We start from the raw sequence: 25,376 nt of genomic DNA, 5'->3' as shown, positions 1-25,376 counted from the left end.
AGGTCATCTCAATTGTCATGGAGCCTACTCCCTCAGAATCGAGCAATGCGACGGCAATGCCTTGTTTTTCTCTATCCTTTACGTTAATCCACTACCGGAACGTGAAGTGCTTTCGGTAGCCCTGAAGATTTAAAGCTAGGAAGGTAAAAGTTTTCCTGGAAGGCTCTTCATGTCTGATTCCCAACCCCCATGCCCCGCTTGTCAGTCAACTTATGGGGTCAAAAACGGCAAAATCCATAACAGTAAACAGAACTTCAAATGCCGTGAGTGCGGAAGACAATTTGTGCAAGACCCCCAGAACAAAATCATTGACCAGGCAACCAACACTTTATCGCATTCTGCGATTTAGAAGGTTAACTATATTTTACTTTCATAGTCCTAGAGCAATTTCTCTAGCTTGTGGGCTAATCTATCTGCTTATCCTCTAGTTCCCTAAGTATTAGGATAGACAACATAGGTGGGTAGGAGCGATCGCCCCTCATCATACTCCTCCAGACATCATGGTGTTCTGAACAGCGACTTTTGTAGGCAGATGCTATGCCAACCTTGGCGATTTTAATCTTGACATTCAGTCGATGTTTAAACTAACGTTGGATAGTCGCTTGGGCTAGGATTATTATCCAGGGTATATGGAGGAATCGGGCCAAGCGTCAAGTTACTTTTTGTCAAGCTCTAGATTGTCAACATACAGTCGATATTGGTAGTCATCAAAAGATTAATCGTGACAGGATCCATGTTTGTGTCTTGAGACCTGCAAACCTGACGAGGTGGGAGTATGCCGCTCCAGCGTGTCCAACAATCTAAGTCCCAAAGTCCTCAAACGTTGTCAAGACCTTCGTCTCAGTTTGCGCCTCGTCCGTTTGCGGTTCAAGAGTCTGAGGATCCTGAAGCTTCGGAAGACCTTGAGAGTCCGGACTTTGACCATGATAGGTTTGAGGCGACAGGGTTACAGCTTAAAGCGAGTTCTGGCACAATTACGCCTGTCGAGCAAGAACGGCTAGGGACGCTACAGGCCAAGATGGATGGTGTCTGGGCTCAGCGGATGGAGCGGGCTCAGGCACAGCCAAGCTTCTTGGACATCCTGTCTCGTGGTACGCAATCAGCTCAGCCGTCTGAGTCAGGTACTCCTGTGCAGGCCAAGCTAACGGTCGGGCAGCCTAATGATCAGTATGAGCAAGAGGCGGATCAGGTGGCTGCCCAGGTCATGCGAATGCCTGACACGGATGACGAGGAAGACCCCGACCTCCAAATGCAGTCAGCCGCACCTGTGGAGGAAGACGCCGATGAGGATACCCTACATCGTCAAGCGATCGCCGATACCATTACGCCCCTGGTGCAACGCCAGACCGTAGACGACGGCAGCGAGGACGAGGAATTACAAGCCCGATTGCAGGGAAAAACCGCCCAAGCGCCAGCCGTTGATAACAATTTTGAGAGCCAATTGTCTGGGCAGCGTGGTAACGGACAACCCTTACCCAAGCCGCTAAAGTCATCGTTTGAAAACAAGTTTCAGGCTGGTTTCGACCATGTTCGGGTACATACCGATACGGCTTCGGTGCAGATGAGTCAAGCGATCGGGGCCCAGGCATTCACACATGGGAACGATATTTATTTCAATTCGGGGAAATATAATCCGGGGTCGAGTAGTGGACAGGAATTGCTAGCCCATGAACTGACTCATACGATTCAGCAAGAGGGAGGAGACGTTCAGACTAAGCCCAATAAGCTCAAGACGAAACTCGAAGGTTCCGGTGTACAACTGCGCCAAGACTTCCCCAGTCAAACAGAACCTGCTACTCCCTCTACCCAGCGATCAGCATCTACGCTATCTGCCGAGTCGCCTGCCGCTGACTCTACCCCTCAAAGTCAAGGAAGGGGCTTGACTCCAGAACCTACCAATCGTTCTGCTGAAAGTCATGGCACTAGCGACACAGAAGCTGCTACGGTTGCACCCGCATCCAAGTCTCCCCAATCGGCTAACGGCAACAAGGCAGCGGGCTTTACCACATCAGAAGTCTCTCCTCCAGCAGCTAGCGTATCAGCAATATCCTCACCCCAATCCGCTAGCAATGGTGCAGCAACGACCGCTGCTGCACCTGCCACATCAGAGACTTTGTCTGCTGAAACTTCTTCTTCCATATCAGCTAATCCCGCATTTGATCAAGCTCTAATGTCTACAGCAATCTCTGCTGCACCTGAAGTTGCTCCAAAAACCTTGCCTCAAGCTACTAGTAGTAGTGGAATAACGGCTTTTGCTTCTGCTCTCTCCTCGGGCATTGCAACTCAGGAAAATGATGCTATTGAAGGAGATGCAGTTGACACCAATACAGTTGAAGAGGAAATAGATGAAGCGACTATTGAGCAACAAATAATAGAAGAATTAGGAGATACCACAACTGTCGAACAACAGGCGACAGAAGCAACAGCCGAGATGCAAAGTGAAATTGTCAGTATGAATGGCGAACGCTTACCATCTTTGACTGACCTAATTGAGCCAGCTCCAGAAGGAGAGAATTTTGAGAGTATAGCGTCGCCCATCTCCCCACAATCCGAATCACATTTGCTAACGGGTAAAGATTCATTTGTAAGTTTAGACAACAGAATAGAGCCCACTTTCGCAACTGAATGGAGTAGTTCATCTAGCAAGACCCCCATAAATGATACAGCTAGTCAGTTAGTAGACAGCAAACTCCAACCTGATTGGGATCAAGGCAATCAACTTTCTGGAGATACTTTTATTCAGAGAGATGCGGAACAGACAACTGATCAAAACTCGACAGATGGATATGATGTTGAAGCAGCAAGGTCAGCGGTAAAGGCTATTGCTGGAACTATCGAAATCTCATCAGAACAAGCGCGGCAAAGTATCCAAGGGCAAACTGAGACCGTTAGCGCTGCCTTGACGGCAAATGCGGCGGCACTATCCCAGGTGATACAGGCGCAAGTTACCCAAAATGGAGCCTCAATCCGCGAGAAATTTTCGGCCCAACGTGTCCAACTTCAAACGTTATTTCAAGCCACCCGTACCCAAATTTCTACCGCCTTAGAAGCCCGGAACTCGGAAGCTACTACTTGTGGAGAACAGGCTAAGACAAACTTTACTCAATTGTTTGCCGATCATCGTGGACAGGTAGAGACCGCAGTAGAGGATCATGTCACGGCTGCCGAAGAGTTGCGTACTAATCATGAGGCAACTGCTCGTAGAAGAATTGCGGACCAGGCGAACATAGCACGTCAAGGAGGAAAGACGAAGGCTTCTGGTTATCCTGGAGATGAACGCGGACAAGCGCAGGCAGAAGCCGTGCGAAAGGTGGCTGAAGATACAGCGAAGGAGATAGAAGGGCGAGAATCTGAAATTATAGATGCGATCAAGGAGTGTGCAGGAGGTATTCCGAAAGAATTTAAGGAAAAAGGACAAGAAGCACTTCAGGGCTTTGATCAAGGTTTGCCAGACTTGCTCAATGGAGTCGATGAGCAGGTGCAGGCTGTGATTAACAAGTTGACGGAACAAGCGAATCAGGTTTACCAACAGCTGGATAGTTTACAGGAGCAACAGATAGCTCAGCTCAATGCTTCAGAAGCAGCAGCAATCAGTCGGGTGCAGGCACTTGAACCACAGGCACAGACCCAGATTCAAAGTGGAACACAACTAGCTCTGACAGCCCTAAATGCATCGGCTCAGCAAGCAGTTGGACAAATTTGCCCATTCGTAACTCAGGCTTCTCAGACACTTCAGAGCATCGAAGTGCCAGATGTGGAGAAAGCCAACCAGTATGCTCAGCAAGTCATATCGTTTGCTACTGGTGCATCTAGTGAAGTGACAGGAGGGATGCAGGAAGTTAGTAATGGTATGACTCAGCAGTCCAACCAAACTGAGGTATCTGTCAATCAAAGTTTACAGCAAAGCGAGCAGCAAACCAATCAGCTACTCCAAGCTATTACTGAGTTGAATCAAACAGCACTATCTGGCTTAGTCGTAGAGGTCGATGCGGGATTCGGACACCTGATTGAGTCTTTAGACATAGCATTTTTGGAGGTTGAGACACAAATTGAGACTAAACTTAGTGAAGCTCTGGAAGAACTGGTTCAGGGGTTTGACCAAACCTTACAAGCAGCGGATTTGAAAGTGGCCGAGGCAGTCAATAAGGGACTGGCAAAGAATGGTGAAGCGCTATCGCAACTGGACGGCAAGATGCAAGAGGCTGCCAGAGATGCAGCATGGCGGCACGATCATCCAATCCAAGCAAAACTCAAGGATATTGCTGGATTTGTTGCAGGGCTTGTTATTGGTATTGTTGCTGTCCTTGCTTTAGTTGTTGTAGTTATCGTTGGCTTCAAGGTTTTAATTGCTGGTCTAGTTGCTCTTGGTGTATCACTTCTAGTTGCCAAGATAGTTGCAGCTGTCGTCGGTCTTGGTTTACTGGCGTATGGCATCTATCAGGCGTATCAAGCTCGGAAGGAAGCTGGTGCAGAAGGAGGCGGGGGTACTTTTGGAATGGCATTACTAGACCTAACCGGACTCACAGCTATCCATCGAGGAGTTACGCAGGAAGGTCTTAGCCCATTCCAAAGAGGACTAGCGGTCGGAGAAGGGGTTGGCACATTAGCCAGCTTCTTCCTCGCACGTGGGATGAATAAGCGCATCAGCAATCGGTTGCCAAAATCAATTGCCAATCCAATACGTGGTAGTTTTTGGCAACGATTTGGCGGTGGCAGAGGAAATCCTAAAGTGCCAGGATCACGACCAACGGGAACTGCTCGCCCGGGCTGGGGTAAAAACAATACCAGCGACCTTCCCAACAATAAGCAGACACCAGTCACCAATAAAGTAAGCGGTGCCCCACCAGTAGATGCTGGCAAACAAGGAAAGCATATGCTTGGACATCCGAATAACACATCAGACAAATCCCAATGGAGGTCAGGAGTGGATCATGTATTTGAAACCCAGAATGCATGGCAGAAAGGACAACCAGTACCAGGTCAATCGCAAGCACGGTCTTATAGACCTGGTTATGTTGTTGGGACGAACGGCGAGAATTCAATCAAGGTTCATATGGATGGACAGGGATTGATTCATGGTGTACCACACCACCGTCCACCAACAGCACTAGAAGGTATTGCCAACCAAGGATTGAATAACCTCCCAGTTCCATTAGGCGCAAGTATTTTTGATAATCTTAATGGAAGTAAGCAACAAGAATAAAAATAGCGCATGACATTAAAATCACTTATCAATGAAATTCATCAAAAGTGGGACACAGTTATGGACCCTACAGCTAATCCACAGGAGTGGGATCGGGAACTTCAGACTGAGTTTGTTGGTTACCCAGTCTATAACTGGACTGATGATTTCAACTACAGCAAATGCCATACATACGAGATTTTGCTACACAAAGGCATATTTTATAATCCAGGATCACTGGCAGGAGAAGAAAGACTCATTCGCCAGGTCGGCGGTCAAAAATACAGTATTCTGCTCAAATTGTCAGTAGTGCTACCGTACTACTGGTCGCAAGTATTGTGTAGAGAACTGGATAATAATGGGCAAGTAAGTGAGCAGGCAATAGAACCAGAAACCCCTTTACATGTCCAGATGCTACAGCGGGCGCAGCAGTTTGCAGAGTACCACAGCTTTAAACAACTGCCACGGAATTATCTGTCTCAGCTAGTTCCTGACATCAAGCTGGAACTAGCTGAGACAGGAACTGTAACTGTATATAACTGTTTATTTGAAGACCAAGATAACTACATCGCGCCACCAATCTTTTGAGGTCTGTGTTTCGGGTGTTAATCATCGTTTCGTCCACTCCGATTGGGCAAGCCTTCTCCTCAGGAATCCGCAACCTTTGTGGGACAAGGCTTTAGGGAATATAGTTTGTTTGAACTATCCAGCAAGCGGATGAAGGTGTCCGAAACGATGACAGAGTTCGTGTTTTGTTAAGTAGAACGGGTTAATTAAACCAAGCTAGCTTTCACGGCAGAATAAGGGTTGCAAGCGATTTTGCGCCAGCTTATTTCTCACGACCTACTTACTGTACAATCACCTATCAAAGATATTTTAGAGAGCGACGTAGTGAAGATTCAGCGAGAGCAACTGCAACTTGTGTAGATACGAATAAGCTTAGAGGTAATTCTGTATGACTGCAAGAACAGAAACTTGTTACATAAATGCTAACCTAACTCTGTACGACGCTTCAAACTCTCCATTAACCGTATATGCAGTCAACTTGACACTACCCAGAAAAGATGATGAAATTATTGAGTGTCGTCTTACTTTTAAAACCGACTTCAAAGTGTACCAACATATTGATATTAAGGCTCTATTCAACTTAGAATCAGATGCACGTATTTCCGGCAATAGCTGCAAGTTTCAGAAGTCACTCCCTATTCAAATTGAAGTGAGCCTTAAACCCGATTTGCTACCTCATCTCCAAAAACACGCCACAAGCGCTAATGAAGCAGCAGCGTACCTTTTGAATCAATGTCAGTTAATGAATCCTGATCAGTCAGAACTCGTTAAAACTGAAAAATTGTCTGATAAACCCAAATTATCAAACTTTTTGTTAGCTACTGAAAGTTGGCTGGTCTTGTCAGTAAGACAATCTCAGAAATCAGGTGAGGTAGGCTATCGAACCATATGGTCTTATTCAAGTTCGCTGGGCACTTCCGTGATGGACTCTTCTCACGACGGATTGATTGAAAGTGTAACTGCTCTGTTTCAAGACTTAGGTATCAATGATCTACCTTTAGGCAATATCGCCAAGGAAATAGCTGTTGAATCAATTAGCCAATTTGCTGACCTCCTAAAAATTACGGGTGAGGATAGTTCTATATTGTCCTCTGAGGAATTAAATGATCTGCTCCAGTCAACAGAATCTGACGAACAAGATATCAATGATTTTCCTAATAGTCAGTCAATTCTCGGGTTAGTAACTAACTTTCTCAAAGACAACAATTTTAATTTTTCTCCAATCATGGATCTCGATATTCTACAATTGTCGGCTCAGGGTAAAAATGGCAGGTATAATTGCTTTGCTCAAGCAATAGAAGAAAAGCAACAACTCATATTTTATTCTGTCTGTCTTGCTCAAGTGCCACTAGACAAACGACGTGCAATCGCCGAATTCATTACCCGTGCCAACTACGGCCTAATCATTGGCAACTTTGAGATGGACTGGAGCGATGGCCAGATTCGCTACAAGACCAGCATTGATGTAGAAGGGGGAACGCTCACTACAGAGATGGTCAAGCAGTTGGTTTATGTTAATGTGTTAACCATAGATAGCTATTTGCCAGGACTGGTGGCGATCGCTCAACAGAACCTTGATGCTCAAGAAGCGATCGCTCTCGTTGAATCTGAGCTTTAACGTTCCATGGTTTAACCACCCAGTAACATCTATCCTGCTGCTGCTTGTAGATGGAGAGCGATCGCCCTCGTTGAATCTGAGCCTTAACGTTCTATGGTTTAGCTACTCAGTAACCCCTACCCTGCTGCTGCTGGTGGATAGAGAGCGATCGCTCAACAGAACCTTGATGCCAAAGAAGCGATCGCCCTCATTGAATCTGAGCCTTAACGTTCCATCGTTCAGCCACCCAGCAACCCCTACCCTGCTGCTGCTGGTGGATAGAGAGCGATCGCCCAACAGAACCTTGATGCCAAAGAAGCGATCGCCCTCGTTGAATCTGAGCCTTAGCGTTCAGCAACCCCTACCCTGCTGCTGCTGCTGGATAGAGAGCGATCGCTCAACAGAACCTTGATGCCCAAGCAGCGATCGCCCTTGTCGAATCTGAACCTTAACGTTCCATCGTTCAGCTACTCAGTAACACCTACCCTGCTGCTGCTGGTGGATAGAGAGCGATCGCTCAACAGAGCCTTGATGATCAAGCAGCGATCGCCCTCGTTGAATCTGAGCCTTAACGTTCAGCAACCCCTACCCTGCTGCTTGTGGATGGAGAGCGATCGCTCAACAGCACCTTGATGCCCAAGAAGCGATCGCCCTCGTTGAATCTGAACCTTAACGTTCAGCAACACCTACCCTGCTGCTGCTGGATAGAGAGCGATCGCTGCCAATCAGGTCTTGACCGGTGATGATACCCATGATCTCAGCAGCACTTCAGTTATTGAGGTCGGGGAGGAATTTGAATCGGAGGTAAGTCACTTGGGTCAAACAATGGAGGTGGCTCTAGCAACCCTGGAGGCGGCGGAACCACAAAAGGTGGTGCTGCATTTGCCTCGGCTGGAACAAAATCTGCGATGTTAATCACAACTGATTGGCGATCAATCTCTCCTACAGAATTTGTAACCTGCAGCGTCAGCGTTGTCTGCCCAGGAGTAGGACTCAGACTATACATCATCCTAGTTATGTCGATTCCGTCGATCACGCCCGGTGTAGGCAATAGTTCAACGGTCACATCTTCACGGTTTTCCACCTCCCACTCTACGGGAATATTAATCGATTGTCTTGCCGCATTCATTTGATGGACTTGCTGTGGATAGTCAGCGGCACTTTGCCCATTAACGCGAAAAGCAGTAATGACAGGGGATGGAGGGAAAATTTGAATAGCCTCTGCATCTTGAACAATGGCATCTAAGTCTCGTTCATCACGCATGATTAAAGAGAGTGTAAAAACATACTCCCCTGGCTCCTCTGCATCCGTAGGAACGCTATTACAGACCAATCGCCGTCGTTGACTGTCATCACATTGCTCTTCTAGTCCTATAGGAATACCATTGCGCCCCATTAAATACGATTCAGGCGGTCGGACATTAATTTTGCCATCTGGAGTGATGTGGATGAAGCTAATTTCAATGGACTCAATATCAAGTGGACTATTGACAATCCAATTGAGCGTCACTGGAGCATCAGGATATTGAGGCTGAGATGACACGTCTCGTAGCTCATTCGTAGGCGCGGAAGGACGTTCACTCCTTTGGCGATAAATAGGAACTTTCGAGTAAAAATATACTATTTCAGGAGGATCAGCGGGTGTAATGGTGATAGCTGAAACTTCTTCTTTTATCGGAGATTGTTCTTCCGCAGAGGCTTGTTGCGCATCACCTCTGCGAACATTGAGCACAACATCATAGGTTCCTGCACTCAAAGCTGGTAGTGCATCTCTTTCATCCTCAACAAGTCCATCCAATTCATCGGCATCTGCCAAGGATGATTGATTGATGTCAGATGCAGGGCTCAGCTCAATACTGCGGCACTGGATCATGGTTGGCGAAGCACTCAGGTCTTCATTATACCTATAAAGCTTGAGCAGTAGGGAAACTAAGGGGTTAAGTTTGTAGGGTTGCGGTTGACTGCATTGTCCTTTCAGACGTCCATAGCCGCCTTCAATGCTCAATAGGTTAGATGCATCTACTGTAATATCTGAAGATTCCGATCTGATTTCCTGCGGTACAAGCGTGAACTGAAGTTCTTGGCTGCCTGTATCCCGATTAAGATAGGTTACCTCTAGTTGATTCACCTTTTGGTAATTGACAATTTCCCAGTTTAGGCGGATTGGGTTACCTCCTCTAACTTGGTAGGTTTCCTCTGTTGCAATAAATTCAGTAATGCTAGGCTCTAAGCTAGGTTCAATGACCAGAATGCGCAATAGCCATCGAGCCAAGACGAATGCCCCGGTTAGAATTAATAAAATGAGGAGAGAAATTAGAAACCAGCGCAGCCAGCTCGGACGTTTCTGCCATACTAGACTTGCGGCGATAGGTTCTGGTACGGCAGGATAATCAGCCTCATCCAGCGTCTCATCTCGATGAATCATTTGATTCTCGATGACGATTTGAAACTGGATGGTTTTACCATTGCCTCGCCAAGGACGCTGCCACGATTTTCTCACACGTGGCGTAACGCTAATCTCTTGAGTTGCACTGGGCTCTAAAACAATAGATTCAGGCTCGATAGTATAGTTAAAAACTTTATCTTCATCCTGAGCCCGAATGATCAATTCTCGTTGAATATTACCTGGATTGCCAATAGATAATGTAAATGAAGACTCTGGATTAGGAATTTTTCGAGAGGATGGCTGAAGGTCAACAGCTAGTCGATCATCCGATAGGATATTGAGATAGAAAATTCCTAACAGTATTAAATCATCTCGATTTGATGAGATTAGGCGAATGGTGGATGAATAATGACCTGCAGCAACATATTGAGGGGGATGCAGCTTAAGGGTAACTTCACCAGACTCGTTAGGGTTTAACTGAAGACTATTGGTTCGACTCATGAGTCCTGGAATATCCGTCTCGGTCTCGGGATAGTCTAGGGTGAACCACGTTGGATCAAGTTCTGGACAAGATAGAAAAAAGCGATCGACTCGCTTCGAATGATTCTCGACGGTAATCGTTATATCCAGCGTCGAGGCGGCATTGAGTTCATAGGGATGATCTGAGTCTGTGGGTGGAGATAGAAAAAAGCTCGGTTCATTACGCAGCTCGGCCTCTTGCTCTAGGGGAAACACCCGTAGTTGTTGGGCCCGTTGAATTTGCTCCCCAGGATACTGAATAGACTGTACCGAAATGTCATAGTTATAGAAACCTGGCTCAGCGTGCTGAGGTACATTAAATCGAAGTAATATGTCTTGAGACTGGCCTGGTGCGATGCGAATTGGCAGGGGTTGACTGAAGGTACACCAGCGAGCCACAGGGGCCGATCGCGCATCACTAGGCATAATCCACAGATCAATGCTAGCTTCGATCTTCCCTCGATTGCGGATCGTTACGCTGCGCTCAATGGAAGTACCACCTGGCTTTGCGCCTTCGTTGCTTCCCTGAACATCAACGAGCAAGTTTTTGGGTTGAACTCCACTAATCGTCATAAGCTCTCACTGGATTCGACATTTACAAGATGGGCAGGGGAGGAACTAGAGCAGGGATTATCTGCTGGCACGGGATAACGATATAGCCTAACTTGATGGTTGGGCGCATCAGAGGCTATGTAGAGATAATGATCATCGGGCTGGTTAATATCGACACTGCTTAAGGATGTGTTAGGGAAGTTCGCTAGAATTTGTGCATCAGGAAACTGGGGCGATCGCTCCCCATCACGAGTCAGCATCCATAGAAAGACTTGTCCTGTATCGCCAACACCTGTCAAATAACATCCATTATCTGATAGTGCTAAGGAGCGAATAGACTGATGAGCAAGTCCTGGCACCTGCCATTGATCAGTATAAATTTCATCTGTCCAGTTACAATCAAGAGTCTGGGTTAGAGTTCGAGAACTACCTTGTCGCCCTGATAGATTGGCTCTGTTGGCTTGTGTCTGAATACATTGGCGTAGTTTTTGAATATTCCAAAGGGTGATATAGCCGCGGTTATCAGCGGTTGCCATAACGGTATTATTGGTATTGACGGCGATGCTATTCATATATTGATATGGGCCAGACACGGGAGCGATCGCTGCCTGATTTTCATCTGATTCGTTTATATACTGATAGTCTGCCTGAAAGAGAACGTCTTGCTCCCAGTCCCAGAAACTAAGTTGGTTATATTGCCCACCAATGGCAAGTAGGTAGTCATCGTTACGGCGAGAACTATCAAGTACAATCGGATCGATAACGGACAAAGCTGAGACAGAGTCAATAGAGACTTGTTTGAAGGGCGTTGAGCTATCTCCACCCGATGTTAAGTCCCATTGGCGCACATTTCCGCTACCATGGCCACTGAATAAATAACGCCCATCCTTAGTAAAATCTAAGTCAAAAATGCGATCGCTGCCGTCAAACCGAAAATTTTCTACCTGTCGAGGTGGACTGACTTCCCATAATACAATCGCTCCAGTATCCAGTCCAATAGCAATACGACCTTCCCGAAAGGGACTTTCCCGAATTACCCGTACCGCATGGGGTAGTGCATCTGTGAGTACTTGTTGGTGCCGCAAGCGCCGTCCCTCAACACCCAACGCAAATGGATTGACATTCCAGCGCTGAATGCTTTGATCCCGAGAGCCACTGAGTACCGTGGTTTCGTTGCCAATAATTCGTACGGCCGTCACCGGAGCAGTATGAAAACGCCTAGGATTATTCCACCACAGCAATATCAATAATAATAATGCCAATAAACCTCCCCCCAGTTGCAACCATAGAGGCACGATAGGTAAGATCTGTACCTCAACCACCTGGCTACTGGGTTTGGGTTGGATATGGACGGGAGCGCTCGGCTCGCCAGAATTAGGGTGGGTAAGAGTTGGGGTCACCTCGTATTGAATATGTTGTATCCTCCCTAACCAGCGGCGAGGGTGGAAGACCGACCAAGTTGTCTCTCCTTCTTGACTGGAGGGCAGAGTAATGGTGGAAGCTTCGGCGTCTTGTTGCTGGTCATTGCGCAGATCCACGATGCGAAGGTCGATGCGCTGGGCTAGATTACTCAGATTGCGCAGAAAGAACGTAAACTGAGCGCCTTGTTGCTGCTGCCTTAAACGATGGCGGTGGGAGATAGTCAACATTTTTTGCCGACAGCCCCATTCCACAAAACCATAGGGAGAGACTTCTAATGTACCAGCTTCTTCTGCTGTACTACGTCCCTGATCCTCCGCTTCCACCTGAAAGTCATATACCTGGCTGAGAATATGCGGTGTTTTAGGTGGACTGCAATAGAAGATGACATCTTGAGAATCTCCCGGTGGAATTTCAACAGTTTTTGCTGTGCCCTCCAAAAACCAATTCTCGTCTAAACCAGTTAAACTCAGGCGAACATGGGCAAATTTTGGGCTGAGGTTATAGATCAGCACTGGAATATTGAGGCGATCGCCAGGATAGACACTGAGATTTTCTTGGGGAAGGTAGAGCCGCAAGGATTTGCCGGATCGCCCAATGTCTAGCGTAATAGAAGCAACGGCATTCAATGAGGAAAATTCAGCGGATAGAACCCGGATCTGAAGCTGCAGTTTGCTGTCATAGACGGGCAGCGGTGATTTGACAATAACAACCCGAAAGGTGGTGCGATCGCCCGGTGGCTTTTTTGCACAGATTTCTGGTTCAACGGTATACCACTGATCATTTTCATCCGCATCAATCCCCCCAGGCTGGAGCTGAGTTTGAGCATTCGTAAGCTGAATTTGAAAACTAGCGAAGCGATCGCTAGTGTTGACCACCGTCACCTCAAATTCACGCTCATCAATCGAATTAGCGGCTTCAAACTGCGTTGAACTGCCAGGAACAAGATGTACCTGCTGCTTGGAGACGGTTAATTTCACTAAATCAGTCACGGCTTCCACCCTCTGTGCAGATACATTGCCACGCCAACCCTCAACTCGTCGATCTACTCACCTAAGCTACAGAGCACTGTGGCTCTTACATAGTTAGAGTTATATGTATGAGACCTTTATTCTCAAACCATTGCGCTACTTACAAGACCAGCCACGATAAAACTAACCTATTGTCCAGAATTTGACCATTGCACTAACTCATTTAAATGCCGACGCTGCCAGGCAAAGTGGAGCAGATTAATGCCAAATTCATGGGCCGTGCGAGTGTCTTCCCGTGAATAGCTGCCACGAATGCCCCAGGCATCTAGAAAACGCTCTTTAATACAGATAAATCCTCCGACCATGAGCAACTTTAGCACCGTTTGACCTAATGTGGGCGGTTGTGTAAAGACAAAGGGCTGTGTTCGTAAACGATGATTGATCGGTAAGTCTGTCCAAGATTTGAGAGAGTTTTGCCATCGTTGTTGCACATATTGTTCTACGTCAGAATCATCGTCAGGTAGGCCTACCAAAATCACGCCGCCCTGACTGAGGAACACCTGAATACATTTCAAACCCTCAGGTTCGAAGGATATAAAGTCCTTGGCTTTTAGATATAGCAACTCATAAGCCATAAGGTGAGCAATGGATGGCACCTTCGGAAGCCTTTCTACCTCATTTGCCAAGGGTTCTGCCCTCACCTGCCCTTGGAGTTGAGGATAGAGAGCAGGCAGAGATCGCACCAAATACTCAAAATTCTCAGCAGTTTGATTAGACCAAGACGAAAGCGAAGCTACGTTGACCGTTCCCTGAGCGCGGACTTGGGCTAGACAACGATATCGAAAGTCGAGTTGGTTTGATGCAGGAGCAAATACATCTTGAGGACGGGATAATGATACCTTTCCCGGTGTCAGTACCACTCGACACAACTCCACCTCTCGCTGAGTTGGTGGAGTTGTTTTTTGATCTAGGCGAAATCGTTCAGCGATCGCCATTTCCTGAGACTTTCGCTCTAGGGAATCTGGTTCAACATAGCTAACAACAATATAGACGGTACGAGTACCCCTCTCGGGAGCTTTAGCTGCAATTCGATAGGTGCGATCGGTATCTGCATCCACAATGATAGGATTGCCTTCCGTATCAATGGCCATTCCAGGCTGCACCTCAATCCATCGCTGTTCTTGCCTATTGCGATCTTGGTTGCGATAGCTCCCTGAGCTATCCTCAGGTGGTTCAATCACCCGTACTCCTAATCCATAGACAATTCCCGGAAGATGGAGCGCTTGGTAATGTAAATTCTGCCGGCGACGATGATAGTCATGGGCAATCAACCAACGCTCAGCATTCAACATCAGTCCATCGTAGACAGATAGCCGATGTAGAGGTTCAGGGGAAAGGTGAGAAAACTGAGAATTAGCCATCGGGATAGATGTAGATGTAGTTACGCTAAAGTCAAAGGGTTGTCAATCATAAAAAACAACGAACCCTAATCACAACTAGGATAGGGAATCCCGCTCGGTAGAATGACACTACATAAATTAGTTCGGTCGAATTGGATGCCTTCAAGGGTCGCCCCTAACAAATTAGCTTCTTGTAAGTCAGCCCCTTGTAAGTCAGCATTGGTTAAATTTGCCCGTTCTAAATTAGCCTCTCTCAAGTTAGATCCTGCTAAGTCCACATGGGTTAAATCGGCTCCCTGTAGATTTGCACCCTCTAAATTGACTCGATGTAAGATGGCATGGCTGAGGTTAGCTCCAGCTAAGTTAGCGCCCTGTAAATCGACACCCGTTAGATCTAGATAGCTCAGATCGCTGCCGCTCAAGTCGGTTTCAACTAAATCTGCCCGCTGCAATTGGGTACCTTGCAAGTTAGCATTGCGCAAGGTAGCACCGCTCAAATCAACGCGTACAAGATTTGCAGTCCCTAAATCAACACCTTGAAGATTGGCTCCGCCTAAATCTGTCCCGCGCAGATCAGCATTGAAGAATACTGTACTAGAATTGAGGCGAACAGCCCGTACATTAGCATCTTCTAAAGTTGCTCGGGTGAAATTGGCTCGACCTAGATTTGCGCCAAATAGATCTGCGTCCTCTAGATTAGCATCCACTAAGATACTATCGGTTAAGTTGGCATACCGTAAACTAGCATCCTCTAAGTTGGCTGAGTTGAGCAATGTACGTTCAAGATTAGCGTGATCTAAAATGGCATCCTCAAAGTTTCCTTCAATTAAAATGCTGCCTGATAAATCGGCAGCACTGAGATCAGCATCTTCAAAGTTGACCCCATATAACGTTACGTCTTGCAAATTAGCAAAGGCTAGGTCTGCATCCTGAAGATTTGCATTGTTTAAGACAGATCCTGATAAATTTGCACTACTCAAGTTAGCGCCTTCTAAATCGCTATCCTCATCCAATGTGAGATTTTCCAGGTTCGTATGACTGAGATTCACGCCGGATGGAAGAACCATGGCAAACTCATCAGCGGCCCTTGCATCGTGCGCTGTCTCGCTCCAGCAGGGAATAGCTAAAGCCTGATTAGCAGTCATGGCATCGGGGGTTATGTTAGGGGTATTGATCAGTTCCCAGGCCTGACACCATTCAGCCGCTAATTGGGTATTGGTATCAATTCGGGTTCCGGTCAGATTTGCTCCATCCAACCGCACACCACGCAAGTCAGCACCACGTAGATCGGCGTCGCGTAAGTCGGCACCGCGCAAGTCAGCCCCTTGCAAATAAGCATCTTTGAGATCAGCTCCGCGCAAATCAGCATTGCGTAGATCGGCATTGCGTAAGTAAGCCCCTCGTAGATAAGCATCTCTAAGCCTTGCCTCACGGAGACTACAGCTACCACAGTCACGAGTCTCCCGCAGCCTCAAGACTCTAGACGATTCTTCTTGAGCTAGGGCAGGAGATTTCATCAAGAATGGTAACCCCACGGCTACGGCTAAGCCAGCCATGATGGATAGGCAGTGCAAAGTGTGCCAAGTCCAGGAATACCTGAAAGGAGGAGCAGTGTTCATAGCTCATGGGGATTGAAGGTGAACTGAATCCATCGCATGGTCATGATTAACACATGAAACTGAGCAGGATGTCCAAGACTATAACAAACTTGGGTGTTGCTGAATTAGAGTGTAAGCCTCGAACTGGAAGTACTAAAACCTCCTGCAAACGCTGGCAGAGTCGCACTACTATTCAGCAACGTCCAAACTTGCTATGCGTATCATGTATTGATCTAGCCAGTCCTAACTATATATGCACCCAATCGGGTACTACTTTACGCAAACATCCTGAATTCTAAGTTAATTTCTGTCAAGGTTACCCCAGTTCTTGATGATCTATGACTAAGTTTGAGTATTGTTAATCGATAAGTGTAACTTTTTTCATCCTCTCACGTAATTTTATATCCATTGCCATAAACAGTATATATAAGCATGTCATGATTTCGGCAATAGGAGGCGATCGCCCCTAACGTAGTCCAGTCAAACCTTAAACTCAATGTAGTCAACATATAGTCAACCTGATGCAGGTTATTATCCAAGTCTTTCTTGTATGGTATTCGATGCTACATGGATGGGTACAGAATTAATAAACTTCTATTAATCTTTCTGGGCCAGTATGGCGTCGCGTTAGCGTTTCATCACTATCTATGGCAGTATTGGAACATCACAAAAAATTGAGTTAGTCTGTAACTTCAAGTCTTGCAGTCTGCTTGGCGTTTGCTAGCGCTATCCTTGACTAGCACAATCCATAGAATCAGGATTTATAGAGCTTTGAGCATCATCATCTGTGGACGTACAACGTCAGAGCCAATCTGTCTCGATGCCGTCTTGGGGGCGATCGCCTTTGGAATGTCATAGGGTTGCTCTACTTTTCCCCAGCATGGGGGTGATAGGGCGGAGGTGTTGGGCTTGAAGAATCAACCACTGGACTAACTTGAACCAGTGTGACGGTGTTGCTTAATCATCAAGGCATAAGGGAATGGGATGAAGGGATCGTCATGGTGTAGCACCTCAACAGTTTTGGGTACGATCGCCCTTTTGGGTAGCCTGGTGGTCTGGGATGGAATGACAAACCCAGCGCAATCCAACGTGCTAGCGATCGATGCAAGCCAAGAACCAGGATATGGGCCTCAGTATTGGGCCCAGGCTGAGCGGCCAAGTTTTGAGCTAGAAGATTTTGATTTTTGGGCAGAACAATGCTTGCTTATGGGAGAAGAGCGTCAATATGAAGATGCCTTGGCAGCTTGCGAAGAAGCTCTTACCTTAAAACCGAGGCGCGATAATGTGGAGATTTGGGCAACGCGCAGTGAGGCGCTGTTTCACCTCGGTCACTATGCAGAAGCGGTCGTTTCGTTGAACCGGGTGATTGGGGAATCTCCCAATTATTCCCTAGCGATCGCCCGTCAATGTGCGTCCCATTTCCATCTCGATCGCTATCAAGAAGCAGTCGATTTCTGTGAGCAGGCGTTAAGAATCGACGGTAACTGGGGCACGGATTCTCCCGCCTTTGCCTGGTATTACCGGGGGTTGGCCCTGCGGCAACTGGGGCGATTAGAAACAGCTCTGTCTTCCTTTGATCGAGCAATTAGCCTAGAGCCAGATGATCCATTATCCATTGCTGAACGGTGTAGTGTACTAGCCGATCTGGGTAACTATGCGGCCCTGGCTACCTGTACGATCACCGATCCCGAAGAACTGGCTGCATTGGGCAGGAGCATAACGTCTAACAACCTGGGTGATGGACTCCGACGGGCGATCGCCCTGTATGAACAAGCCTTGGCGATTCGTCCTGATGATACGACCCTATGGATTCAGCAAGGCCTTGCCCTAGAACAGCTCGGAGACTACGAACGGGCTCTTCGCTCCTACGACAGCGCCTTAACGATCAATGCCACCAGTTCCCTAGCCTCTACCCATCGCTGTCGGGTCTTGAATGCACTGGGTGATTACGAGACTGCCCTAGCGGCCTGTGAGCAAGCCTTACTGGGCGATGAACGCTGGGGATCGCTGCATTCTGCCTATGCTTGGAGTCAACAAAGTGCATCCTTACTAGGATTAGAACAGTATGATGATGCTTTAGCTGCTGCGCAGCGGGCAGTAGACCGCGAACCCGGCTACGGTCTGGGCTGGAATAACCAAGCAGTGAGCTTGTGGCGCTTACAGCGTCATGGGGAAGCATTAGCCGCTATTGACGCTGCCCTAGCTCAGTATGATGAGGCAGTGTTGGAAGGGGAGAATACCTTTGAGCGCAGCTATCCAGAGCCGCTGTTGTTGCTCTATCGAGAACAAATTATTGCCAACTATAATCGTGGACGAATTTTATCGTCTCTAGGGCGTTATGAGACGGCAGTCGCAGCCTACACAATAGCTCTTGATCAGACCCTAGAGGTGCAGGCACAGGGTGTGCTCCTACTTCCATCCACCACGTTGTCGGATATCTATGTCAATCAATCCGTGGCCTATCTGCTCTGGTCAGAGGTGTTGGCCAGAGATCCTAGTGCATCTACAGAGGAGGATACGAACAGCGCCTTGGCGAAAGGATATGGCGTTAGTCAGGAGGCTGTTCGTCTTAATCCAGCCTCCCAGGCGGGGTGGTATAATCAAGGGTTGATTGCCCTGCGTCAACGGTTATTTGGTGAAGCATTCCAAGCCTTCGCCTACGCAAGCTACTTGCAGCCCGAGGATGTGAGTGCCTTAATTGGTCAGGGCATTGCGCTGACGGGCCAGGGAAATACGGAGGAAGCGATCGCTCGTTTTGATTTGGCCCTCAACCTAAACCCCACTTCCACTCTCGCTGAACACTGTCGCACCTATGTGATTGAAAACTACATTTTTAGCGAGATTGATACACCTACCTATAGCCCGAATCAATGTAATCGCTTTTTCTAGGTCACCTATCCATGAGGTATTGAGATGGTCACGCCAAGCTTTAAGTTCACCCTACCGGGAGGCTTGTTAGATGCAAACGGCAATCGCCATATCCAAGGTGTTATGCGCATGGCGACGGCTAAAGATGAGCTGGAGGTGCAGCGCGATCCGCGTGTACAGAAGAATCCAGCCTATGGCGTGTTAATGATGCTCTCGCGGGTCATCACGCAATTAGGTGATTTACCGACGGTCACGGTGGACGACATGGAACAGCTTTTCACCTTAGACCTGGCCTATCTACGTGAGTTCTACAATCGTATTAATCAACAGGGTCATGCACAATTGTCTGTGCAATGCCCTCAATGCCAAGCAGCGTTTAATGTCGAGATGTCTTTGGCGGGGGAATCCTAGGCTACCCCTCATCCCAAATCCATGAGGAGGTAGCCTGTGTAGCCTTTTATTTCCATTGGTCGCTCAATGATATTCTTGAGTTGAATCATCTGGAGCGACGACGCTGGATTCAAGAAATTGGCAAGCTTAGGGGATTGCATTAAAAATCAGTAGATCGTAGGTGCAAAAGGCAGGTTTTATCTCCTCAATCAGCGATCGCACCAAGGGTTCATCCAGTTGATCGGCACTATCTGGCCGCAGGGTGACCCGAAAATGGTAGGGACGACCACCTCCCAGCATGGCACTTTGGTTAAGATGAGCGTCGCCAAAGACAAAGCCTGCCTTAAAGTCTTCCACGATGCTAATTCGTTTTTCCTCTTCGGGGCAGTCAGGTTCCTCTAAAGGTAAGCCTGTATAGATATGTAAATAACGCCGTAATCCTTGCTTTGTGCCTCGTTGACGATAGAGCGACACGGCATGGCGCAGCAACAGCCGCTGTTGCTTAGTCGTCCAGCGTGCATCTAGATCCCATGCCACCCATTTAGATAGAAAGGGCAGTAGAGCACGGGGTGCAGTTAATGGATCTAAATAGGCCCACAGGGTGTCCATGGATTGAATGGTGGGATCAAAGGCTTCCTCAAAGATCATCAGGAAGCGGCCCATGAAGTCTGAAGCCTGATAGATCTGCGGCAAGAAATCTAGGTAGGAACATCCGGGACGTACACAGAGCCGAAAGGCTTGGTAGCCAACTAGTTGCTTATGCTCTTCAAAATAATCTAGGGTTGAGGTATCTGGCTCATCATCGCCATACACACAGTAGAGGCTCAAGACACCTTGATAGGTGTTCTCGATATGAGATTCAGATAGTAATGCATCCTGCGCTTCAAAAAAATTGGGCGGCACATAGAAATTGAGATAGGTTTGCACCTCTGTGCCAGCCTGAATGTCTATGGGGGATGATTGTTGCCACTGTTGCCACTCGGAGGGGAAATCGCCAGATAGTTCTAACGTCCATCTGAGAACGCGTGATCCTTCATTTTTAAGGGTTACCGCTATTTCTGACACTTGCCCTGGAAGGATCAAAAGAGCATTGTCCTCCACGACTTGTTGAGGCCGTCCCATCCAACTCACCACGTCTGGCAGCTTTAAGGACACCAGTTTTAGGGGAAAGGTTGGGCGGGCAGCGGATTGAGTCATGGGGGAGAAGGTAGAAGGGAGGAAAGAGCAGGCCAAAGATAGAAGGCGGAAGAGCGCAGGGTACGTTAATCCATCAAGTGAATATCATGACCAAATTTCGACACATTGTCTTGATGGTTTTCCCAGGAGCAAAATAGACCTATATCTCCAGGGGCGATCGCCAATTCAGGAATATCGCTTTGAATCCATTCCGGCTGAGATGCTAGTTTACGGATGGGAAATAGCTTGACGGCTCCCACGTATCGCACCTCGGGCACATCCTGTAAGTATGCCACAACATCTGAGGTACTGAGTGGACGTCCAAGTTCCCAGCCCGTTTGCTGGAAACCTCCGGTAATGGGATTGATAAACCGATAGAGCAGTGCCGTTAGTCGCGACTGAATATCCAGGCGGGTTTGCGGGTGGTTGTAGGCTGGCTCTAACCATACTTCTGCTATGACCTTAACCCCAACATAGACAGGAGTATCTAACTTCACCTGAATGCCGAGGGGCTTACGTTCATCCAACACCGCATTCAGGTGCTCTCGCGTCTTGGTTCCTAAAACGTCTAGCTTAAAACATTGATCGGGATCCATACCATAGGGAAAGGCTTGCCGGAAGTCACTTGAGCGAGGATCGGCACCCGGCGGCAAGGGGACAATGAACAAACGTACCAGTCCTGGGATATCTCCTCGCTCACTGCGGGTGGGTGGACAATGGGCTCGGTAGACGGCACCCACTTGTTGAGCGATCGCTTCAAAATCAGCGGGAGTCACGGCGGCTTGAGAGCTTCGTAACACCTCCGGTACGCGAATGACGGCTTCATCTAACCGCTCTCCCTCTTGTCCACCCTGGGCAGGATTATAATTCGTGACGCGTTTGACATAGGGAATAGCCGTCCGCAGAACATTCAACGTCTCTTTTTGCACATTACCCCGACTGCCACCACCAACGCGGTAGGCGGTCATATAAATCTCTGCGCCCAAGGGCGGCACCTGTCCATATTGCCATTCTTGGTATTGCTGACTTTCTGAATCTGCGGAGAGCAATGGGGCATCTAAGGAATGACTAGATCGAGATAAATGACGAATCTGTTTTCCCCAAGGCTGCAGTTGATGGCTGCGATCGCGGGTTTGCTTCTGGAGTTGATTGGGTTCTCGGATCAGGGGGCCAAACTGCACCATGCCATTTTGAGCATCCATCATATAGTGACGACTATTAGCATGGGAGTTGCCAAAATCAGACACTTCTTGCCAATCTTCCACCCGACCATCGGGATATTTCACCTGAATATGCTCATGGGCATCACACTGAATCAGCGGCGTATTTTGTAGATAGAACACCTGTCCTGCCTTGCCGTCACTCACCCCCAGCAGTTCATGCTTGACTCGAACACATTCACTCGCATGAATTACCCCGCCGATGGCACTGACACTGATGCTGCGAATACTAGGCGATCGACTGTAGGGATACTGGGTCTCTCTTGATTGGTGATAGACACAGCGAATCCAGTGCCCCTGGCAACCGGTGCCAAAATCTGTTGTCGGCCACTTTTGGGGTAAATGCAAAATCACATCAGCGCCCACTTGCTCTGCATTCATGCCCTGCTGACGTAGTTCGTGGAAACTAAAGCCTTTGGTGCGATCGTCCTGTAGCTCTCGTAAAATACCTGGTTGCCAGTCTTCACCATCCCAAACCTGCCAAGACAAGGGTGGATCATCGGGATTAATCCCTGTGGTGCCTGCAATGACTCCTTTGAATCGTAGGGACAAAATATTTCCGGTAATCGAATCCTGGATCGTGTTGACCGACTGACCGTTGCTGCCATTGCCATAGGTTCCATGAGCCGCTAACGAGCGGTCTGTAGGATTGGTTGGCGCTAATACGATATAGAAACAGTTATTGACATTACAATCTTCAAATAGCGTCACTTCTCCCAAATTATCCCATTGGGTATTCTCAGATCGTTGTAATGCAACGGAAAACTGCCTAGAGGTAGGAATGTGTTCGGTTTGTCGAGCTGTAAAGAGTCCTTGAATTTGGGGTTGTCCGATAATTAACTCATCATCGGTTGTAAAGACAACAGCCGGTTCAGATTCCGTGCGGATGGTTGCAACTTCTGTGTATATGGGAATCCGCAACGGTGATTGATGGGTCGCTTTGGTTAGGTAAAAGGTTAAGTCTACATGAGCTGCCGACGGGGGCTGCAGCCGAATGCCGAGCAGTTCCAAAAAAGCAACATAGTTGCGGCGGGGCACTTGATTGAACCGCAGCAACATTTGGTCAACCAACCAAGAAAACAACTCAATGAGGGTAATGCCCGGATCCCCAGGATTATGATTTGTCCACTCTGGGCAGTAGCGCGGAATCCGCAGAATACATTCTTGCACTAAGTCTTCAAACGTACGATCGTCTAGATTAGACTTAGGTAGATTGGGAAGAAAGTTAAATTCCCGAAATTCTGGGTCGGGCATGAGGTTACTCCGGCTGAAGGTAGAAAGGATAGACCATGCTGCGGCTGTCATAGGTACCTTTGGGAGTATAGAAAATTTCGATCGTGACTTTCCCTTCCACAGGATCTGGTTCTGTCATGACATTTTCTACAATAATGCGTGGCTCCCAAAGGGTAATCGCTTCTTCCACATAGAGGCGAATGAGCAGTAGCGTTTGAGTATTCATGGGCTCAAAGACTAGCTCGGCAAGCCGACAGCCAAAATTGGGACGATAGACTCGTTCTCCTAATTTTGTGCCTAAAATGATCTTGATCGATTCTTCGATATTCGGTGAATCGCTGCTGAGCTTGATGCTGCCCTGCACATTCGTTTCAATGGGAAAGGCAAAACCCGCACCGACATAGCTATTGGATCGATTGGTCTTTCCAGAGGGCATAATGCAAGGTAGGGTTATGGTATTGGGCCTATACTAAACACTGGGTAGCATTCTAAACACAGTGCTTCAATAACAATATCAATAATTTTCACTATTTTATCAACGTATCGACCATCATAGTCTATGAATGTTAAAGATCTGTCGCAAGTTTTGGATCAACTTGATACAAAAGCTCAAGCTTTGTTGCGATTGAATTCCAGCAGTTTAGAGCAACAATCCGTGACATCACTGCGCAATATCGTAGCTCAAATGGATGCGATCGCCCATAGCTGTGAACACATACGCGATCGCATCCTTGATCTAACGGCTGAATCACTCCCCGATCCACTTCAGGATGAAGTATGCAGCAGTCAAGGGCAGCTAGACCGCATTATTCAGCAATGTCGAGGAGAGACTATTCCCTCTGCATCTGTGAAGAAGGTGCGTTCTGATCTCAACCAATGGCGGATAGGCTTTTCTGTCCTGCTAAAAAAAATTGCGGATGTAGAACGGCGGCGTACGATGCAGCGAGACTGTACGCGTTTATACCAAGCGACTAAAACGTTACAAAGTCGAGCTTTGTCCTTGCGGATTGATCATGACCAAAAGCTTGATGTGCTGAAGCAATTACTAGATGTTGAACAAGGGTTATTAGCAGTCCAGCACCATCTAGATATGTCAGACCGGACAGGGTTGCAGGAACAGCAGCGTCTTGAGTCGTTCAAGAGAGCGATCGCTGACTTAGGATCAACCTATGGATTACTCAAACCAACGGCTCACGTTAAGTCTAGTTAAAAAGCTACATGAGCTATCCTTCAACCTCTTCAATTCTGAAAGAGGGATAAAGTGAGAGTTGCAAGGAGTATCTATTCAACTTAAGAAGGCAAAATCAGGAAAACTAGACTTTATTGATAATTAGTTGCTCGACATCCAAATAGACGTGGTAGCTATAAGATCAAGCGGTTTCGGGTTAAGCATTGATTACTTTTTCTAATTCCGATGAAGTCTACTTGTTAGGCGATAAACAAAAATGTTTCCGTCAAACTGATCATGGCGTTAAGTTTCAATGCAATTTGGGGCAATTCTGTGATTTGATCAAAACGGATCATTCATGATTTCTGTGAACACTTTCTTTCATGGTGGAACATAGTGCAATGAAGCAACTGAAAGAACAAGCAGCGAAAGTTGGGCAAACGATCGCGTCTGCTGAAACAATTCATGCCTATCGTCAAGCGATCGCTGTCACCTGGATAATTATTAAGGAAACAGCAATTCTGCTATGGCTAACCCTTTGCCTAGTCTTGGTCTTTGGAGATTGGCTGTATACAACAGCCATCAGTGCTGGTCGCGGTGCCAGACAGTGGTTCAACTCTTTGCAGAAAACTGAGAGTGATCAAATTGCCTCAGAAACTGGTAAGGCTCTATTGGCAGTCGGGCAAAGCAGCGTTAGCTCTGTGATCGCTCAAGCACGTACGCAGTTAGGTTTGCCAGAAAAGCCCCCAGTTCAGGACAAGACTCCAGCATCTAGCCCAGCCGCACAAACTACGGCTAACCCTACTACATCGTCTGTTCCTCCCTCTCCAAGCCCTGATCCAAACTCGACTCCAACGTCGTAATATATCTAAGGCGATCGCCCTCGGGTCACAAAGGAGCGATCGCCCCTCAGCTTTTTACCTTTCTCAGTCTTGCCTACCGCTGTTGTCATGGATACCTCACGTTACATTGACCTAGATTTACGTTTTGCTGGGTCAGTTGAATTATGCATGACATGAATTACTATTGTATGTAATACCAGTTCAATGTGAGGCGGCATAGAACAGTGCTTCCAGGATAAAGTCGTAGGCAGAAACTGATGCAACCTGCTCCAGTGTTAGTTGATCCAA

17 protein-coding genes are annotated in these 25,376 nt (G+C 47.5%); 10 read left to right on the top strand and 7 right to left on the bottom strand.

Annotated elements, in window-relative coordinates; all coding sequences use genetic code 11:
* Positions 1-775: 775 nt before the first annotated feature.
* The 5 genes from JUJ53_RS01475 (at position 776) to JUJ53_RS01455 (ending at position 7,979) form a co-directional block, all read left to right on the top strand.
* Complete coding sequence (locus JUJ53_RS01475; RefSeq protein ID WP_204150209.1) at positions 776-5,203, top strand: DUF4157 domain-containing protein; 4,428 nt, start codon at positions 776-778, stop codon at positions 5,201-5,203.
* Positions 5,204-5,212: 9 nt separating this feature from the next.
* Positions 5,213-5,770 carry a hypothetical protein gene (locus tag JUJ53_RS01470; protein WP_204150208.1) on the top strand — a complete coding sequence of 186 codons (558 nt, stop codon included), beginning with the start codon at positions 5,213-5,215 and terminating at the stop codon, positions 5,768-5,770.
* 367 nt (positions 5,771-6,137) lie between these two features.
* Positions 6,138-7,367 (top strand): YbjN domain-containing protein, encoded by a 1,230-nt coding sequence (locus JUJ53_RS01465; protein WP_204150207.1) that lies wholly within the window; start codon positions 6,138-6,140, stop codon positions 7,365-7,367.
* Positions 7,327-7,758 (top strand): hypothetical protein, encoded by a 432-nt coding sequence (locus JUJ53_RS01460; RefSeq protein WP_204150206.1) that lies wholly within the window; start codon positions 7,327-7,329, stop codon positions 7,756-7,758. The genes JUJ53_RS01465 and JUJ53_RS01460 overlap by 41 nt, the downstream gene beginning before the upstream one ends.
* On the top strand, positions 7,758-7,979 hold the full coding sequence (locus JUJ53_RS01455; RefSeq protein ID WP_204150205.1) for a hypothetical protein: 222 nt from the start codon (positions 7,758-7,760) through the stop codon (positions 7,977-7,979). The genes JUJ53_RS01460 and JUJ53_RS01455 overlap by 1 nt, the downstream gene beginning before the upstream one ends.
* Before the next feature lie 139 nt (positions 7,980-8,118).
* Here the strand turns inward: JUJ53_RS01455 and JUJ53_RS01450 are convergent, their stop codons facing one another.
* The 4 genes from JUJ53_RS01450 to JUJ53_RS01435 all read right to left on the bottom strand — a co-directional run bounded on the left by JUJ53_RS01450 (position 8,119) and on the right by JUJ53_RS01435 (position 16,167).
* On the bottom strand, positions 8,119-10,233 hold the full coding sequence (locus tag JUJ53_RS01450; protein ID WP_204150204.1) for a hypothetical protein: 2,115 nt from the start codon (positions 10,231-10,233) through the stop codon (positions 8,119-8,121).
* A 587-nt stretch (positions 10,234-10,820) separates the two neighbouring features.
* Positions 10,821-13,214, bottom strand: a complete 2,394-nt coding sequence (locus tag JUJ53_RS01445) for a hypothetical protein (protein ID WP_204150203.1) — start codon at positions 13,212-13,214, stop codon at positions 10,821-10,823.
* 167 nt (positions 13,215-13,381) lie between these two features.
* Positions 13,382-14,614 (bottom strand): hypothetical protein, encoded by a 1,233-nt coding sequence (locus JUJ53_RS01440; RefSeq protein ID WP_204150202.1) that lies wholly within the window; start codon positions 14,612-14,614, stop codon positions 13,382-13,384.
* A gap of 65 nt (positions 14,615-14,679) precedes the next feature.
* A complete protein-coding gene (locus tag JUJ53_RS01435) occupies positions 14,680-16,167 on the bottom strand; it encodes a pentapeptide repeat-containing protein (RefSeq protein ID WP_204150201.1) in 1,488 nt (495 codons plus the stop codon).
* A gap of 1,089 nt (positions 16,168-17,256) precedes the next feature.
* On the opposite strand from JUJ53_RS01435, the gene JUJ53_RS01430 reads away from it, so the two are divergent.
* The 3 genes from JUJ53_RS01430 to JUJ53_RS25400 are packed head-to-tail and all read left to right on the top strand — an operon-like array spanning position 17,257 to position 19,613.
* A complete protein-coding gene (locus tag JUJ53_RS01430) occupies positions 17,257-19,080 on the top strand; it encodes a tetratricopeptide repeat protein (protein ID WP_204150200.1) in 1,824 nt (607 codons plus the stop codon).
* Positions 19,081-19,104: 24 nt separating this feature from the next.
* The gene (locus JUJ53_RS01425) at positions 19,105-19,470 is read left to right on the top strand and encodes a phage tail assembly protein (protein WP_204150199.1); all 366 of its coding nucleotides are present in this window, start codon (positions 19,105-19,107) and stop codon (positions 19,468-19,470) included.
* Positions 19,464-19,613, top strand: a complete 150-nt coding sequence (locus JUJ53_RS25400; protein WP_343327870.1) for a DUF6760 family protein — start codon at positions 19,464-19,466, stop codon at positions 19,611-19,613. The genes JUJ53_RS01425 and JUJ53_RS25400 overlap by 7 nt, the downstream gene beginning before the upstream one ends.
* Here the strand turns inward: JUJ53_RS25400 and JUJ53_RS01420 are convergent.
* From JUJ53_RS01420 to JUJ53_RS01410, 3 genes are all read right to left on the bottom strand, one after another.
* Positions 19,597-20,646 carry a phage tail protein gene (locus JUJ53_RS01420; RefSeq protein WP_204150198.1) on the bottom strand — a complete coding sequence of 350 codons (1,050 nt, stop codon included), beginning with the start codon at positions 20,644-20,646 and terminating at the stop codon, positions 19,597-19,599. The two genes, JUJ53_RS25400 and JUJ53_RS01420, sit on opposite strands and share 17 nt — an antisense overlap.
* 65 nt (positions 20,647-20,711) lie before the next feature.
* Positions 20,712-23,150 (bottom strand): putative baseplate assembly protein, encoded by a 2,439-nt coding sequence (locus tag JUJ53_RS01415; RefSeq protein ID WP_239124688.1) that lies wholly within the window; start codon positions 23,148-23,150, stop codon positions 20,712-20,714.
* Positions 23,104-23,514, bottom strand: a complete 411-nt coding sequence (locus tag JUJ53_RS01410; protein WP_204150197.1) for a GPW/gp25 family protein — start codon at positions 23,512-23,514, stop codon at positions 23,104-23,106. Before JUJ53_RS01410 ends, JUJ53_RS01415 begins: the two co-directional genes overlap by 47 nt.
* Positions 23,515-23,637: 123 nt before the next feature.
* Here JUJ53_RS01410 and JUJ53_RS01405 point away from each other — a divergent pair, with 123 nt between their 5' ends.
* The gene (locus tag JUJ53_RS01405; protein WP_204150196.1) at positions 23,638-24,288 is read left to right on the top strand and encodes a hypothetical protein; all 651 of its coding nucleotides are present in this window, start codon (positions 23,638-23,640) and stop codon (positions 24,286-24,288) included.
* 359 nt (positions 24,289-24,647) lie between these two features.
* On the top strand, positions 24,648-25,109 hold the full coding sequence (locus JUJ53_RS01400; protein WP_204150195.1) for a hypothetical protein: 462 nt from the start codon (positions 24,648-24,650) through the stop codon (positions 25,107-25,109).
* The last annotated feature ends 267 nt before the right edge of the window (positions 25,110-25,376 follow it).

It is taken from the genome of Leptolyngbya sp. CCY15150 (assembly GCF_016888135.1).
Taxonomy (GTDB): Bacteria; Cyanobacteriota; Cyanobacteriia; order RECH01; family RECH01; genus RECH01.
Note: the sequence above shows the minus strand (reverse complement) of the source record. Positions and strands in the feature narration are given on the sequence as shown.

What these genes read in the sequence shown, in the direction of transcription:
- JUJ53_RS01475 (WP_204150209.1), top strand. Translation starts at nt 776, where the DNA reads ATGCCGCTCCAGCGTGTCCAACAATCTAAGTCCCAAAGTCCTCAAACG.
- JUJ53_RS01470 (WP_204150208.1), top strand. Translation starts at nt 5,213, where the DNA reads ATGACATTAAAATCACTTATCAATGAAATTCATCAAAAGTGGGACACA.
- JUJ53_RS01465 (WP_204150207.1), top strand. Translation starts at nt 6,138, where the DNA reads ATGACTGCAAGAACAGAAACTTGTTACATAAATGCTAACCTAACTCTG.
- JUJ53_RS01460 (WP_204150206.1), top strand. Translation starts at nt 7,327, where the DNA reads ATGCTCAAGAAGCGATCGCTCTCGTTGAATCTGAGCTTTAACGTTCCA.
- JUJ53_RS01455 (WP_204150205.1), top strand. Translation starts at nt 7,758, where the DNA reads ATGCCCAAGCAGCGATCGCCCTTGTCGAATCTGAACCTTAACGTTCCA.
- JUJ53_RS01450 (WP_204150204.1), bottom strand. Translation starts at nt 10,233, where the DNA reads ATGAGTCGAACCAATAGTCTTCAGTTAAACCCTAACGAGTCTGGTGAA.
- JUJ53_RS01440 (WP_204150202.1), bottom strand. Translation starts at nt 14,614, where the DNA reads ATGGCTAATTCTCAGTTTTCTCACCTTTCCCCTGAACCTCTACATCGG.
- JUJ53_RS01430 (WP_204150200.1), top strand. Translation starts at nt 17,257, where the DNA reads ATGACAAACCCAGCGCAATCCAACGTGCTAGCGATCGATGCAAGCCAA.
- JUJ53_RS01425 (WP_204150199.1), top strand. Translation starts at nt 19,105, where the DNA reads ATGGTCACGCCAAGCTTTAAGTTCACCCTACCGGGAGGCTTGTTAGAT.
- JUJ53_RS01420 (WP_204150198.1), bottom strand. Translation starts at nt 20,646, where the DNA reads ATGACTCAATCCGCTGCCCGCCCAACCTTTCCCCTAAAACTGGTGTCC.
- JUJ53_RS01415 (WP_239124688.1), bottom strand. Translation starts at nt 23,150, where the DNA reads ATGACAGCCGCAGCATGGTCTATCCTTTCTACCTTCAGCCGGAGTAAC.
- JUJ53_RS01410 (WP_204150197.1), bottom strand. Translation starts at nt 23,514, where the DNA reads ATGCCCTCTGGAAAGACCAATCGATCCAATAGCTATGTCGGTGCGGGT.
- JUJ53_RS01405 (WP_204150196.1), top strand. Translation starts at nt 23,638, where the DNA reads ATGAATGTTAAAGATCTGTCGCAAGTTTTGGATCAACTTGATACAAAA.
- JUJ53_RS01400 (WP_204150195.1), top strand. Translation starts at nt 24,648, where the DNA reads ATGAAGCAACTGAAAGAACAAGCAGCGAAAGTTGGGCAAACGATCGCG.